The sequence below is a fragment of the Streptomyces sp. MST-110588 genome, from assembly GCF_022695595.1.
Classification (GTDB): Bacteria; Actinomycetota; Actinomycetes; order Streptomycetales; family Streptomycetaceae; genus Streptomyces.
On record NZ_CP074380.1, the window covers coordinates 6,910,488 to 6,924,637 of the forward strand.

Annotated in this window: 8 protein-coding genes, 1 tRNA gene and 1 pseudogene; 5 read left to right on the plus strand and 5 right to left on the minus strand. The window is 63.8% G+C overall.

Annotated features, from left to right (window positions below; genetic code table 11):
• Window positions 1-203: 203 nt before the first annotated feature.
• Complete coding sequence (locus tag KGS77_RS30255; protein WP_242586295.1) at window positions 204-575, plus strand: chorismate mutase; 372 nt, start codon at window positions 204-206, stop codon at window positions 573-575.
• A 104-nt stretch (window positions 576-679) separates the two neighbouring features.
• A tRNA-Leu gene (locus tag KGS77_RS30260) sits at window positions 680-764 on the plus strand.
• On the opposite strand, the gene KGS77_RS30265 is transcribed toward KGS77_RS30260, so the two are convergent.
• Together KGS77_RS30265 and KGS77_RS30270 are read right to left on the minus strand one after the other, a co-directional pair.
• A complete protein-coding gene (locus tag KGS77_RS30265; RefSeq protein WP_242586296.1) occupies window positions 746-2,536 on the minus strand; it encodes a recombinase family protein in 1,791 nt (596 codons plus the stop codon). The two genes, KGS77_RS30260 and KGS77_RS30265, sit on opposite strands and share 19 nt — an antisense overlap.
• A gap of 473 nt (window positions 2,537-3,009) precedes the next feature.
• Window positions 3,010-4,050 carry a transposase gene (locus KGS77_RS30270; protein ID WP_242586297.1) on the minus strand — a complete coding sequence of 347 codons (1,041 nt, stop codon included), beginning with the start codon at window positions 4,048-4,050 and terminating at the stop codon, window positions 3,010-3,012.
• A gap of 326 nt (window positions 4,051-4,376) precedes the next feature.
• On the opposite strand from KGS77_RS30270, the gene KGS77_RS30275 reads away from it, so the two are divergent.
• Window positions 4,377-6,527 carry a hypothetical protein gene (locus KGS77_RS30275; protein ID WP_242586298.1) on the plus strand — a complete coding sequence of 717 codons (2,151 nt, stop codon included), beginning with the start codon at window positions 4,377-4,379 and terminating at the stop codon, window positions 6,525-6,527.
• 649 nt (window positions 6,528-7,176) lie between these two features.
• Here KGS77_RS30275 and KGS77_RS30280 read toward each other — a convergent pair.
• Window positions 7,177-7,953: a hypothetical protein gene (locus KGS77_RS30280; RefSeq protein WP_242586299.1), complete on the minus strand. Its 777-nt coding sequence runs from the start codon at window positions 7,951-7,953 to the stop codon at window positions 7,177-7,179.
• Between the two features lie 361 nt (window positions 7,954-8,314).
• On the opposite strand from KGS77_RS30280, the gene KGS77_RS30285 reads away from it, so the two are divergent.
• On the plus strand, window positions 8,315-8,890 hold the full coding sequence (locus tag KGS77_RS30285) for a DUF998 domain-containing protein (RefSeq protein WP_277994335.1): 576 nt from the start codon (window positions 8,315-8,317) through the stop codon (window positions 8,888-8,890).
• 48 nt (window positions 8,891-8,938) lie between these two features.
• Window positions 8,939-9,706: pseudogene (locus tag KGS77_RS30290) on the plus strand (transposase).
• 1,400 nt (window positions 9,707-11,106) lie between these two features.
• Here the strand turns inward: KGS77_RS30290 and KGS77_RS30295 are convergent.
• Together KGS77_RS30295 and KGS77_RS30300 are read right to left on the minus strand one after the other, a co-directional pair.
• Window positions 11,107-11,481, minus strand: coding sequence for a hypothetical protein (locus KGS77_RS30295; RefSeq protein ID WP_242586301.1), 375 nt, complete (start codon window positions 11,479-11,481; stop codon window positions 11,107-11,109).
• Complete coding sequence (locus KGS77_RS30300; RefSeq protein ID WP_242586302.1) at window positions 11,478-13,388, minus strand: pre-toxin TG domain-containing protein; 1,911 nt, start codon at window positions 13,386-13,388, stop codon at window positions 11,478-11,480. Before KGS77_RS30300 ends, KGS77_RS30295 begins: the two co-directional genes overlap by 4 nt.
• Window positions 13,389-14,150: the final 762 nt, after the last annotated feature.

The window sequence follows — 14,150 nt, forward strand, 5'->3', positions numbered from 1 at the left end:
CCCTACCCCCCATCCCCACCCATCCGACCTCCAAATCTCTACCTTCCGTAACCGTGCCGTCACCCCAGCTCCCCCCGCCCACGCGCCCGCCCTACCTGCACGCCCCCGCACAGACCACACGGCTTCGCCGGTTAGCCACCCCCTCCCGGCCGGGTAGTGTGCAGGCGATCACGCACCACCCGACCAGGATTGGCGAGAGAAATATGAGCGAGGGGACAGTCCCGCCCGCCGGCGACGCGACCTCCGTAGCGGACGAGGCGGCGCGCGAGCGTCTGCTCTATCTGCGCGGCAGCATCGACAACCTCGACGCCGCACTGGTGCACCTGCTCGCCGAGCGCTTCAAATGCACCCAGCAGGTCGGCGAGCTCAAGGCACGGCACAGCCTCCCGCCCGCCGACCCGGCCCGCGAGGCCACCCAGATCGCACGCCTGCGCCGACTGGCCGAGGACGCCAAGCTCGACCCCGCCTTCGCCGAGAAGTTCCTGAACTTCATCATCGACGAGGTCGTACGCCACCACAAAGCCATCGCCGACCGCTCCGCCCCCGACGACACCCCCGCTTCCTCCGCCCCATAAGCCCAACTTATGCCCTTCCGGGATACGCAGGTGAAAGCCACCCCGAAACCTTGGTATTGTTGTCCATGTCGCCGCGGGGAACGCCCCGCCAAGACAGACACCTAGTCCGGGTGGCGGAATGGCAGACGCGCTAGCTTGAGGTGCTAGTGCCCTTTATCGGGCGTGGGGGTTCAAGTCCCCCCTCGGACACAGACCATTTCCCCACGGTTTCTCTGGAACCGTGGGGTTTTGTCGTTGTTGGGGGTGTGTGAGCTGGGCGGGCTGGGAGTGATCTCGGCTCGTACGGTGGTCGTGCTGGGGTCGTAGGTCAGCTGCAGCCCGAGGTGCCGGTAGATCTCGGTTTTGTCCTCGGCCGCTGCTTCGCGGATGACGCCGATGAGATCGCTGATGGAGCGGACGAGGCCGGCGATCTCGTCGCGGGACATGCGCGCGCCCGCGCCCATGGTGGCGGTGCGCAGGTCGGCTTGGGCTCTGGCACGGGCCGCTTGGGTCTCGGCGAGCCACCGGGTGACGACGGCGGGGTCGGCTCCGGCTTCGAGGGCGGCGCGGTGGGTGGTGAGTTTGGCGTCGCACTCGGCGATGGTGGCGCGGGCTGCGGTGGCGGCTGCTTGGTTGATCTCGGGCACGTCTTCGGTGGCGGCCATCGAATCGATCGTGTCGTCCAGGCGGTGTGGGGCGAAGACCGTGCCGAGCCAGTCATCCAGCGGCGGGGTGATCCAGCTTTCGCGGAGGTAAACGTTGCGGGGGTGCAGGATGCGCTGGACCAGGGCGTATTCCTCGGGGAAGCGGCAGCGGTAGTAGGCCTCCCCGTGGGACCACTGGCCTTGCATGCGGCGGGTGCAGGAGCCGCAGGTGATCCGGCCGCGGAACAGGTACGGGTTGCGGGTGCGGTGCGTGGGGTGGGGAGCGCCTTGGGTGGCGCGGGTGTGGAGGAGGTCCTGGGCGGCGGCGAAGGTGTCGTCGTCGATCAGCGGGGTGTGCACGATGTGCCGGGAGACGATCCACTCTTCCTTGCCGTTCCAGCGCATCACGGTGGTATGGCCCAGGGTGACGTCCTGGATGTCGAGCAGGGTCTCGTGCTTGTGCTGCCGGTTCCAGACCTGGCGCCCGGTGTAGCGGGGGTTGCCGAGGATGGCGCGGACCGCGCTCTTGGCCCAGGCCCGGGTGTCCCGGTGGCGGTTGCGGGCCGGGTCGTGGGCGGACGGGCTGGGGATGCCGTCCCGGGTCAGGCCCTCGGCGATGGCGAAGATCCCCAGACCGCGGAGGAACTCGGTGAAGATACGCACGACGGTGTGGGCGGTGACCGGGTCCGGCTCCAGGCCGGACAGGCGCTTGCCCAGGGCCGCCTTGCCGGGGTTGGGGTGGGGGCCCAGGTCCACGAGCCGGTAGCCGTAGGGCGGTCGGCCGCCCAGGTAGCGGCCCTCGACAAGGGTCAGGGCGGCCATCGCCGCCCGCACGCGGATCTTGATGCGGTTGCGCTCGCCCTTGGACATGCCGCCGAACACGGACATGATCAGGTCGTGCGCCTCGTTGTCCGGGTCGATGGCACCGCCGACCTCCGGGACCCACAACGGGACGCCGAAGTGGGTGAAGAGCGGAAAGGTGTTGCCGAACTGGCTGCCGTAGAAGGCGCGCTGCGGCTCGCCGATCACGACCGCGTCGAAGCCGCGCTGCGGGTCGGCGAGCCGGGCCAGGAGGTCCACGGCGCGCGGACGGCGCTTCCACGGCAGCGTACGGGTCTGCCCGGTGTCGAAGTACTCGCTGACCACCGCGCCCCCGGCCGGCTCGATCAGGGCCCGGGCCCGGCCGAGCTGCCACTGCCGGGAGGCTTCGGGGTCCTGTTGGTCCTCGGTGGAGACCCGGCCGTAGAACCCGAACCGCAGACCGCGGCGCGCGCCCGGCGGGGCGGGGGTGGTTGCGCGGCGGGCGGGCAGCCAGGAAGGGAGATCATCGTGCGTCATCGGAGTGCACTTTCTGCTGGTGGTCGGCGTGGTCGTCCACCGATAGCCCGCGCTCGGGCAGAGCGGAAGTCCGCTCGGCATACCGCCGCACCCCTAGCCGCCCGGCGACCCACACGGGTCCGGCTGACGACCTAGGGGTGAGCGGTGACTCCGGAGGAGTACGAGCGGTGGATGATCCGCGACTGCGCACGCTGCGGCCGTCGGGCCCCGAAGTCCGCCGAGTGGTCAGACGGGCCGATCTGCGGGACCTGCTACGAACGGGCGATGCGAGTCCGCGGCCCCTGCCCCTATTGCGACACCGATCGGCTGCTGCCGGGGCAAGACACCGGTGGCGCACCGATCTGCCGGGACTGCTCGGGCATCGCCCGACTTCTTCTGTGATCGCTGCGTCTTCGAGGGACTCCTGCTCGGCGGACATCTCTGCGAACACTGCACCCTCACCGACACGCTCGCCCGCCTCCTCGACGACGGCACTAGGTCGTTTCCGATGGCTCTTGGACGGTGTCGCGAAGCCAGATGACGATGGCGGCGACGGTGAGGGCGCCGTTGAAGATGTGGTCGCGCTTGTCGAAATGAGTGGCCACCGCCCGGAACTGCTTCCACTTGCTCACGCAACGCTCGACGGCGTTTCGCTGCCGGTATTGGGCCGTGTCGAAGGCCGGTGGACGGCCGCCTGCCCGACCGCGGCGTCGACGGTTGTCCCGCTGGTCATCCGGCTCGGCGATGGTTGCCTTGATGCCTCGACGTCGCAGGTAGGCACGGTGGTCGCGGCTGGAGTACGCCTTGTCGCTACGGAGGCGGCCCGGTCGGCAGCGCGGGCGCCCCTGACCACTGCGCCCGATCAGCAGTCCGGCTAGCACCGAAGGGAGCATCCGGCTGTCGCCCCGCTGACCGGGCGTGGTCTGCCAGGCCAGCGGTCGGGCCCGGTCGTCGGCCAGCAGGTGGGTTTTGGTGGTCTTATGTCCTGAATATGAAAGGGAGTTGGTAGTAGGACAGCTTCTGGAAATGGTGCTGTGCGAGAGATGAAGGTCGGCCCTTCGGAGTCGCCCTGCGGGGTGCCCGCCGACGGTGTCGTCCTTCGGGGCGCTGTCGGCTCGTCCGGACAGGGCAGCGCGGGCGGCGGCGTAGGCGTCGATCGGGTCGGACTTGCCGGTGCGGCGGCGTTCGGCCTCAACGGGGCGGTTGACCTCGATGACCTGGTGCCCGAGAGAGCGGGCGGTGCGGGGGAAGCCTGCCCCGTAGGAGGAGGTGCCTTCCACGCCGATCGCGGTCACATGTCCGTGCGCGGTCAGGAAGGCCAGAGCCGCGGCGTATCCGGCGGCGGTGGTGGCGAACTCGGCGTCTGCGAGGTAGCCGCCGTTGTCGCTGATGACAACGACGTGGATGGTGTCGGCATAGGAGTCGACGCCGCCGAACACGCCCTGGTCCGCGGTGACCTCCGCGACCTCTGATGTCATGCTGATGATGCCTTCCAGCCGGAGGTGGGCACCGGCCGGGTGGCGCAGACAGGACATTGAGGGGGCTTCTGACCAAGCTCCTGTCAGGTCATGTTCCGCCCGGCCGGAGCCATGCGAGCAGGTTCCGGCGGCCGGACAGAACAACAGGAGGACAGCCCAGCAGGGCGTCAGTCAGTGCCCGAGCCACGACCACCGGAACCCGAGTATCAGGATCAATGTCAGTGCCGTCGTGTAGGAATCTACATGGCACATTGGCGGCCATCACCACGACTGTCGTATGGCAAGCATCGGCGGATCTGAGAGGGGACGCAGTGGGGAAATCTCAGCAGAAACGGAGAAATAAGCCCAGTCGGAGGGCCGGTTTAAAGTTTCCTGTCGGCTACGTGTTCGTGCACGGGGTCGGAAACCAGAGGCCAGGTACGGTCGTCGGCAGTTGGGGAAGCTCTGTCATCGACGCAATACGTCACGCCGAACAGTTCGACAACGTCGTCTGGAAGGCAAACCCGCTGGCGCCGCCCAGTACACAAGTTCCGCACCACTCAATAGCAGAATTTCACAAGGGTGTTGAGCCACCGCGCCAGGTACTGTTCGCCGAGGCGTTATGGTCGCAGGAATTTGCGGGCCTGGGGCGCCCCTCGCGGTTGAAATCCGCGGCATGGTTGCTGCTCCGGCTGCCATTCTTGTTTGTCCTTCTTGGTCCGGACCAGCGTGACCGGGCTTGGCTGACAGCACCTTCACCAGGGTGGCACGGAAGCCTGCGGAGCAGTCTCAACCCATTTTCGGTCCTGCATAGCCCCGCGACGGCCCCGCTGCTCCGTTTCTGCTGGCGTGTCACGATACTTCTGCTCCTGTTTGTGGGGCTCGCCAGCGTAATCGCGGCAGCGACGCTCTATCCCGTGGTTGCCGGCCTCGTCGTGGCCTTTCTTGTGGCCGTCGCTTTCTTCCTTGGTACACGTTGGAATGTGGCCTGGCACGTTCAGGTCGCGGCAACTGATCAGGAGAAGACACAGCATCTCATCGACCAGTTACGAAATCGTCTGCGTTGGATGGAGTCCCGGTGCGACAACGTCGTCATCGTCGCACACTCCCAGGGAGGTTTTCTCACTCATCAACTGCTCGCACAAGATACGTTGTCCAAGCACCCGAAGGTCGTACGGTTCGTCGGCGTCGGCTCAGGCCTCAAGCCCCTCTGGCTCCTGCGCGCTTTGTCCACCCACCGACTCACACCCGCATCCTGGGGTGTGATGGCAGGATTGCTGGCGGTCTCATTCGTCACTGCAGACTTCGCCTGGCGGGGCATCCCGGATGTCTTGCGCAGCGGCCTGCATGTCGTGTCAGACCTGCTCTCCATGCTCCTGGTCCCGCTGTCTCTACAGACCGGTGAGGCATTCGAATTATGGAGTGCAAGTGCAACGCATTCGATGAGCGACCTCTCCCTGACTGTTGCCAACTCCCTTGCCTATCCCGACACCTTCCATCTGATCACGCTGGCAATCGGCGCCACCGGCGCCTGGCAGATGAACGGTGAGATCTACCGTGCCCTGCAGAAGGAACCCTTGGCGCCGCTACAAAGGAAAGACTTCTGCTGGCGGGAGTACAGCAGCCAGCACGACATCGTGGGACGCATGTCAGAACCCCGACTGCCCAGGGACGTTGAGCAACCGCCGTTACCGGTCATCGGACATCCGTTGCGCGACCACACCCTGTACTTCAAGCCCGATGGCATGTTGCCCCGACGCCTGGCTGCTGACCTGATGGACGACCTCAAGGATGCCGGGCACGCGGGTTCACAGAATGCCATCGCGCAGCGGTGGACCAGCGCAGCCACTGACTACGAGCAGCTCCTTTCCGCCCAAGCCCAACGTCGCCGGGCTCTCCATGGCATGGTCTTCGCGCTCGGCGCGGTGCCCCTACTCACTCTCGTGGCCATCGTCACCGATTCGGTCCTTCTCGCCTTCGTCAGCTCTTGGATCCCTCTGACGGTGTTCGCACTTGTCACCGGTACGGTCTTCCGCTGGGCCGCGCGCCGAGGACATCGCCGAGCAGCAGAGGCATTCGCGGCCCGGCTGAGCGGCTTCGGGCCTCATCGAGCAGCGCGTGCCCGGATCGTTCTTCCGGGACACCGCTGGGTCCCGGCCAGCACCTCGTTGATCGCAGGCATTCTGGCACTGTTCGCCGGCCTGTGGTTCTGCATCCATCCAGTCGCGGGGAACCCTGCAAACCCTTGGCCACCCGGCTATCCAATGATGCTGCCACTGGGGGGCGGACTGCTCGTGATAACCACAGCCATCGCCGCTGGCTACCCCGTCGGCAAGCGCTATGGCCTCATCGCCCTGGCAATCTCCCTCGTCCCCCTGTTCCTGCCCATACGCCGTGCCTACCAACTGGGACTTGGCTGGGCAGCGGTGCCCGGACTCGAGTTGACGGCGGCAGTGACCGCCTGCACCTTGATCGCTCTATTCACCACACGCCGAGGAAAACGGTTCACGAAAACCCTAGAACTCGGACCACTTCAGGCCAACGCAACCCCCTGATGTCTCCGCTGCGCCATTCCTGCTGACCGCCGACACCCTCATCACTCTGCATCCTGGTCTCCTCCCTGTCGTCGCAGAACTGACTCCACCACACACCACAGGCTCGGCCAGGGTGATGGCCCGGACCTCTGCCGTTGCTGCCTCATCCACCCGAACACTCGAGTTCGTACACCTTGCGCGCACGGCGTTGGCATCCGTCCGGACGGGTCGAAGGTAACTGTGCTCGCTGAGGGGCAACAGCGCGGACGGAGAGGCCAGCTAATGGGCTGTGACCGTGTCATCGTGAAGCCTCGCCCGCCGGGACGGCCTGCTCGCGCATCGGCCGCAGCCGTCACGGAAGAGGAGAGTGGTCGCAACCACTTCCGCCAGCGTCATCAGGGCAGCAGCTGATAGCGGCTGAGGTAGCTGCCGCGGCCACGGGCTTGGATGGTCACCCTGGCGGGGGCTGGGAAGGATCATCCTTGGTTTGGCCAACTTCTCGCCACGCTCAATAGGGATTGCGGGCCGCAGACCTCAGTGTTGTTGGCATGATCGTAGTGGCGGGCTGGCCGACCAGCCAGAGGAAGGTAGTCCAGCCCTCGCTGCCCTGTACGGAGTGGTGAGTGCCCCCGAGGGCTGGCACTACATGCGGAAAACGTCATCGACCAGGCTAACCCGTCGCGTCGTTTCCCGTTCGGGTAGTCGCTTCCCCGCCGCTCGCGCGTTCGGTAACTTGGTGCACTGACTGCAGGCGTTCGGCAGATTCCTTGGCGCCGAATTCCATCAGTACCGTGCACAGGCGGTCGATGACGAACTGTTTAGCATCGGAAGCCAGTCCTTCGAAGAAGGACTCCAGGAGGCGAGAGGTCTGCACCCATTCGGCGCCGGGGGCGAACGTAGCCACTTGGCTGGCGATCTCACTGATGACGTTTTGGGTCTCTTTGGTAACCGCAGCTGGGTTCTCCAGCAACAGTTGCGCCAACGCGATGGTCGGGTCGTCCCGCAACAAGTCTCGGAAGTCGGTGTATTGGGTGATGCGGAGTTGTTGCTGTTCGTGAGCGGCACGGGCACCAGATATCCGATGTGCACGCGCCTGGGCATCGAGAAGGTCCTCCGGTCGGACATGGAGGTGCACCGACGCCCACTGCACACGTATGCCGGCGTCGGTCAATTCGGCTGGCATCCCCATCTGAGCGTTCGCGTGGTGTTCCAGCTCGACGTGATCAAGGATGGAGCACGCAGCAGCCAGTCGGCTGACCTGATTGATGACGTAGCATGCGGCCACTGCCGCGGGGTCATGGTGATGAATGCCCCTCGCTCTCATCCACAGGCCCTCGGTGCGGACGTCGAACCGGTAGCCGCCCTCCGCGCTCGCGACAGTGAAGGCGAGATCGATGGAACCGCTGCGGACGGACCGGGAGCGGCCCCTAAGCAACTGATGGGCCATCCTGGGGGCGCGGGCAGTGCGGGTCGGCAAGCCGTAGCCGGTTCAATAGGTCGGAGTGCAGCCTGCTGGGTCCTACTTCGTCGAGGTGATCCCCTTGGATCATCCAGTGTTCGGCCAGTCGCACCAGGTTTAAGAAGTGTTGGCCGCGGAGGTCGCCAGATCGTGTGTCGTGAACCGCGCGCACAAGGGTTGTCAATATAGATTCTGACGCGTCGTCATGGGTCGCAGCGACGTCTAAGAGACGTCCCGTAAATGATCACTTGGGGACAACGGCCAGAGGACGCCACCTTCTGTCAACCAGGGTTGACGCCACCATCCCGTCAACCTATGTTGACGGGATGGGGAATCAAGTGCTGCTTGCCTGGCTGCTGGACCTCTCTTCACCATCGCGTATCTCGTAGAAGGCGCCGGCCGTGTGGGCTATAGACCGCTCCGTCATCCCGTCAGTTCGCTCGCCCTCGGCCGTGCCGGGTGGGCTCAGACCCTCAACTTCCTCTTCGCGGGCTTGCTATCGCTGATCTTCGCCGTGGGCCTCTGGCGTGATGGGCCTTCCCGCTGGGGTGCCTTACTGATCGGCGCGTGGGCGGTCGGCCTGCTTGGCGCAGGTGTCTTCCGCACGGATCCGGTGAGCGGTTACCCAGTCGGCACCCCCGATCAGCTTCAGCACCCCACCCGCGTCGGGGCTCTGCATGACCTGTTCTCCCTCATCGGATTCCTCGCCCTTGCCGTAGCCTGTTTCGTCTTCGCCCTGTCCACCTCGCTGGGATGGGCCCTCTACTCGATCGCCAGCGGTGTACTCTTCGCAACCACGATGGCGCTGGCCAGTGCCGCGTTCAGCCAGCATCAACGTTGGGTGGATCTGGGCGGACTTATCCAGCGCGTCTCACTCATGATCGGCTGGACCTGGCAGACGCTGCTCGCCGTGCGCCTTCTGTAGACCTGACGGTCGTCTCATATCGCTGCTCACGGCAGAGATGATCTTTCCGTGGCTGGTGTGATCACGGTGTCGGAGCCGTCTTGGATAGGCCCCTTCACGGGGCTGAGCCTGCGATGCTTCACCAAGTTGGTGAGCGCACTGCGGCGCGAGGGCGCGGACACGGTCCGTAGAGGCCGGCCGTGGAGCCTTCCGCTGGAGGACCGAGTCCTGCTCGTGACAACCTACTGGCGCACGAACTTGACGATACGGCAGCTCGCTCCGCTGTTCGGCATCTCAAAGTCCGCAGCTGACCGGGTCATCGACCACCTCGGCCCCAGGCTCGCACTCCAGGCACGCAAGCGATTCCGCAAGGACGCCGTACTCATCGTGGACGGCACGCTCGTACCTACCCGGGACCACACCGTCGCCGAGCAGTCGAAGAATTACCGGTACTCCACCAACCATCAGGTCGTGATCGACGCCGACACCCGCCTGATCGTCATGGTCGGCTGACCGCTTCCCGGCAACCGCGCCGACTGCAAGGCATGGACGGAATCCGGCGCCAAGGCTGCCGTTGGCAGGACCACGACGATCGCGGACGGCGGCTATCCCGGCACAGGACTCGTCATGCCACATCGCCGACGCAAAGGCGAAGAGCTGCCCGACTGGAAGCAGGCACACAACAAGTCCCACAAACAGGTCGGGGCCCGCGTCGAGCATATCTTTGCCCGGATGAAGGGCTGGAAGATCCTGCGTGACTGCCGCCTCAAAGGTGACGGCGTCCACCACGCCATGCTCGGCATTGCCCGCCTGCACGACCTCGCCCTCGCCGGATAGGCGAGCATGCCGCGCCAGGGGGACTCGCGTCCAACCCGAGCCGAAGATCAATTGCGGGACAGCCCTTAGGCTCGCGCCCACCGAATGAAGCGTTACAGGGGGTACGCGATGGCGCACCTGCTCAGCCGGCAGGAACTGGAAGTAGAAGTCCAATACTATGCTTTCGCCTTCCAGGAGGCGGACGACGGGTTGGTGCCGATTCCGTTCCCGGATGACGCCGCACCGGACAACGATTTCCTTTCCTTCCATGAACGGAGGGTCGACGTCAGCAGTGGGGGGGGGGGCACACTCACACCGCCCTATTGCTTGCCGAGGTATGGGACGGCGCCCCACCCAAATCGGATGGCGAAGACTGGGAGGCCGAGGCCGAGGGTGAAATTGACTCCCCGACGGGAGAGCTGGCCATCTGGGAGATGATGGGGAATTCCGGAAATTACCTCGACCTCGGACGGCCTCGGACTCTCTGGCCGCATGCGGGCGCGGTGCTCGGGCCGTGAAGCCGTGCGTCGACTGGCCTGGGTTGATGTCCCCAGCGGAGTCGAGCGCTATCTCACGCAGTTCTGGCCTGCCGATTGAGTGCGGTGAGCCGGGTGGAGACCACATTCGTCCCCACCCGGCATGATGCCTTATTTTATGACCATGACGTATGCATCAACTTCTTCTCCGTCTGCGTTCCGGCCGCCCAGGATCCGTTTTTGCTGTCGAAGCCAGAGAGCATGACGCCGCCCGCTCTGTTGCCTCTCCAGGGATGGGTAGTGCGGAATAGTCACTCTTCGGAACGGAAGGCTCCCGTAAGGCTTGCACTGTTCCCCGATACGTGCTGACGAATGGCTATTCATCACATTCTCGGAGCCCCCAGATCACTATTCGGGTAATTTTTTCCCCAATATTTCTTGCGGATACTTATTGCGATGTTCCGATTGGCCCTGTAGCGCGATTCATCGCGCCCCAGCCGGCGCAGCGGCCGATCGCTCCCGAAGCCAGGAACATTTTTTCTGGCGCCGAATTTCGAGAAGTGATACTTGAAGCGGACTTTCCTATTGTTGGCGTTCGGAACGGTGCCCGGTATCGCGAGGAGAAACTTGGACTGACCGGCAGGGCGGCCGTTTCCTATCACTGACTGACTGTTGCACTCCCCCGGGGCCTCTTCGGTGGCCACCGAGTGCGGCGAACTCAGGCTGGTCGGTGATCTTCTTGATCATGTGCTGCCACAACTCGCTGGCGTAGGTCGTTGTCACATTGTTGGGGGATGAGGCCGAGTCGGCGGGTGATGGTCGCGGTCCGGTCGGCGGACAGGCCGCTGGTGAGAGCCATGGCGGCGAGAACGCGGATGCCAGCGCGGACGTCGGGCCAGCCGGCGTCCTGTCCGACGGTCCTGCACTGCCAGGCGGCCAGACTGGTTATCGCGTCAGGACTTCAAGAGCATCTTGAGCTGCCTCGATGACCCCGCTCCACAGAGGGGACGCTAGGAAGTGACTATCGGGACTCTGGCCACCGACAGTGTTAATGATCTCATCCAACCGGTCCGCGAGACGCCTCATCGCTTCCGCCTCGTCGGCACAGGACAGAGTGATGCCGATGGCTGCCACCGGATCGTCCAGCACGGCAGTATCGTCCAGGGAGTTGAGTGTCAGACTGAAATCATCGTAGTAGTCCGGGTGCGGGTACTGCTGTTCCATCCAAATCTTCTGCTGGTATTGCTGGTCGGCAAGATGCCGCACGGCGAAAATTACCCGCTCGCGCATTTCTGGGAACCGGATATCAATACCAGTCATGGCTTGTTCCATTCCTTCCACTTGACCCACTCATCGAGAGGAATGTGTGCTTCACGGGGGTCGTTTTCGATGCTGCCCGAGATCTGCTTTCCGTTCCGTCCGACAACTTTACCCCCCGAGTTGATCACCACGTGGTCGACCTGCTGGTATTTTTGAGGATTGTTCGGATTTCCCTTATCGATCCTGATGCCGTTACCCTTGCCGTCGTTCCAACGGTACCCGACTCCCTTACGAGTAACACTCTCATACCCCTTCAAAGACTCCGGCACCTTATGCCAGGCATCCTTGCGCAGCCATCCGTCGATCTTGCCGGTTGCCTTCTCCGCCTTCATGGCCTTGCTTAGCTCTTCGGCGGTAATGAATTTCTTGCCGGCCTTCATCCAGCGCAGCATGACGATCGAACCGATGAGGCGCTCGGGCCCGGAAAGCTCCTGCCCGGTCACCATGTCCTTGCCGTTGATACCTTCGCCTATCCCCTTGATGTCGCCTGCGATGGGGATGAAGTCCAGAATCCCAGACATGATCGTCTGCAGGACGGGACTCTCGTCACCCTTGGGGCCGCTACGGAGGTAGTCGTCGATTCCGGAGAGATCCAGGTCCCGGAAGAGGTGCTCAAAGATTTCCGGATGCTCGCGGGCGTCAATCGCTTTCATCTTGGCCAAATTTATTCTCAGCCCGGCCATTTGGCGATCAATTTCGCTCATTCCAGCATTAATGCTGGCATTCATCTGGTCCAGTTCCCGGTTCATCTGAGCCAGATCTTTGTTCATCTGGTCCAGTTCCCGGTTCATCCGAGTCAGATCTTTATTTGTCTGGTCAAGATCTTTGTTCAACCGGTCCAGATCTCTATTAGTCTGATCCATCAAGCCGCCGGGCCCGAAGATACTGCCCCAGTCAGAAGGAAGAGAAAACCCCTTGTCCAGGTTCTTGAAGGTCTTGTCCCATTCCGGTCCGCCGACGTTCAGGTCGCCGATTCCCTTTATGCCGTCAGCGACGGCCGCTACGCCTTTTGTGATCTCCGGAAGCCTGTCGAAGCCGCTGCGCAGCTCCTTACCGTAGGAAGCCCAGAAGTCGAGGTTGGCCAGACCGCGCTTCCTGGCCTCCTTGAGTTCGCCCGAGAGGCGGTGACGGAACTTCTGGTCCCTGAGTTTCGCCGGGTCGCCTGCGGCCTGTGAGAGGTCGCCCTGCAGCTTGATGAGCTGCTTACCGACCTCCTTCCTGTCGGCCAGGTATATGACGACTATCTGCGCATAGGCCAGCCAGGTCATCGTCTCCTTCGCCGTGGCCTCGGGCATGTATTCCACCCTCAGGCAATTCAGCTTGCCAAGGAAAGATGCGTCCTTTTTACAGTTGCCATTGGCGTTGACGCCTTTCAGCTCACCGATTTCCGCCTCGACTTCTCGCTTGAGACGGGCCAGGAGCTCCTTGTCTTCCAAGAGGACGAGCGGGTCACTCAGGATGCGCAGCACCTGCGAAGGGTTGCCGAGTACTGAGTCATCCTCGCCTCGGCCATGTGACACCTGATACAACAAGTGGAGGTAGTAGATCAAACCTGCAATCTGGGTTGCTTCGCCTTTGACACGGTCCAGCAGGCAAGTGATGCGGTTAGTGACCGGCTCCTTGGAGCATTCCTCGATGGAGTCACCTACTACATCATTTGCCTCACTTTTCATGCACTCGATTTTTTTGGAGGGCAGGAGTCCGTGACATGCTTTGAAGATTTTCGTGATTACCGGGTCTGAATCACCGGACTTAGGAGTGACGGCAAGTGCGGATGACATGCCGCCCGTGAGCAGCACGGAAAGCACCAGAACGAGCACCGTCATTCTGGTTGCGAGACGTCTTTTCATGATTCCTTGATCATCGTGATACGGTGTGGCGCGAATCCAGCGATAAGCAAGCCCCACGCGCCATCAGGTCCATAACAGTTGACAGGTGGAGCAAGACGGGCACACTTCCTGCAGCGGGGCAAGCGTGCTCGTGTCGCGCATAGAGCGACACTCTATGGGCTCCCCTCATCCATGATCAATCCCGCCTGATTCCATTCCACTGCTCAGGCTTCATCTGCTGGCCGACAGCACTTGGCCGCCCGTGCCCCCATCACCAATAAGCGCGCCGGTGCCGGCACCGTGCCTATCCGCCCGGAACTGGCCACCAGCACGATGTTCACAAACTCTGCTCCTGAGCCAGGCCAGTTGGACTAAGACTCCGGAAAAGACCTTCCCCTCCCCTTCCGTGCCCCAGGTGCAGGCCCCGGCCGCCCCTGCGTGGGAGGGTTTCCAGGAGAACGAGCCTGAGACCCAGGAAGCAGCCCGCGTGCTGGCCCGCCTGGAGGCCGTGGACGGCCGTCTCCGCCTCTTCCAGTCCCAGGCCAGGAGCTGGTCCCGTTGGCCGTTCAGTGGCTCCAGAACGGCGCCTCCGCCGTGGAGATCACGGACGCCGTGGTTCAGGGCCTCCCGGCCAAGGTATGGGCCCCGCCAAGCTGGTGGCCGACCGGCTGATTTGGCAGATTCCGGCCCCGCGTCGCCGCTGGGCAGAGTTCGCCGACTGCTCTGCTTGCTGCACTCCGCTCCAGGCCGGGCGGTCCGGTCTGCGCGCCATGTGCTCCGGGCGGGCCCTCCACCCGGACCTCCAGGCCCTGGCTGTCGATGACGCGCCGGACCCTGCCG